The organism is Bacillus sp. AFS001701, assembly GCF_002559405.1.
In the GTDB taxonomy this organism is placed as follows: Bacteria; Bacillota; Bacilli; order Bacillales; family Bacillaceae_G; genus Gottfriedia.
The window spans coordinates 1-1,237 of the sequence record NZ_NTZO01000498.1 but is presented as its reverse complement, the minus strand read 5'-3'; the positions used below and the strand labels follow the sequence as shown (position 1 = coordinate 1,237).

Here is a 1,237-nt window from a genome sequence, read left to right as displayed (position 1 = left end):
TTAACCGAAAAAAGATTTATTCAATTTTTAAAAAGAAGTTTAAGATCTTCCGATTTGCTAGCCCATTACAAGAAAAAAGGATTTGTATTGTTGCTACCAAAAACGGTTAAAGAAGATGGCATTAAATTAATGAATCGTTTATCACAATCATTTTCAGACGTACCGATCTCTTTTGAAAATCGAATTCACTATTCGTCATTTAATTTTAATGTGCTTGAAATTCCAGATGCAAGTATAAGTGCTGAAGATTGTTTAACACTACTCACTTCTGGTGAAATGGATGCTATGAATCGATTTGATTCTTCAGTTAGTAAAAATGAAAATATGATTCGTACGCTAAAAGTAGCGGTAATAAATGAAGATCGCCTCATTCGTGAAATGTTAAAACATCAATTGTCAGATTTAGGTGGAAAATTATATGACGTTGAAATAAAAGTATATATGGATGGGGAAGAATTTTTAAATGATCCATGGCACAAGCAGAATGAAAGATATCTATTAATAATCGACCGTATATTGCCTAAAATGGGTGGCTTTGAAATCATACGAAAAATGCGTACTAGTTACGATCGTAGAAAATATTTATGCTTAATGATTGGAAATAAAAGCTCTGAGAATGATATTGCAATCGCATTCAAAAGTGGTGCAAATGATTATTTGGAAAAACCATTTAGTCTGAAAGAACTACGTCTTCGTTTAAATAGAATGTTAGGTATAACTGCTAAATGAATATAGCCATCATCCTTTACCTAACAGGAATTATTATTCTATTACTATTTTCGATCTATCTTTATTTAGTTTATAAGAAAATTATTAAACAACAAAAAAATAAGCAAATAGAAGAATGGTTAAATGGAAATATCTTATTTGTTGAAAATTATTTAATCAAAGGAGAAATATCTGCTTCGTTTATTCCAAGAAAAGAAATTGAGTATGAAGCTTTAGAAAATATTCTTAGCAGTTTTATGAATATAATCAAATTTGAAGAAGGATTCGATCCAATTAGGCCAATCGTCAATTTATATTTTATCTCTAGATATAAACATAAACTTAAACATGGTAATTGGAGTGAACGGATGAATTCATTGTTGTTTATCAATCAATTTAAAATAAAAATGATGCAAGAAGATTTAATTCAACATTTATCTTGTAAACATTGCTCTCTTGAAGAAAAATTTAATATTTTTCTTATTTTAGGGAGTTTTAAATATGAAAAATTAATGCAATTGTTAGTTGA

2 protein-coding genes are annotated in these 1,237 nt (G+C 28.0%); both read left to right on the top strand.

Going from position 1 to position 1,237, the window contains the following annotated elements:
- A partial coding sequence (locus CN514_RS21670; protein WP_141529472.1) for a response regulator occupies positions 1-729 on the top strand: 729 nt, incomplete at its 5' end.
- The coding region (locus CN514_RS21665; RefSeq protein ID WP_141529471.1) for a hypothetical protein at positions 726-1,237 on the top strand (512 nt) is incomplete at its 3' end. The genes CN514_RS21670 and CN514_RS21665, both read left to right, overlap by 4 nt.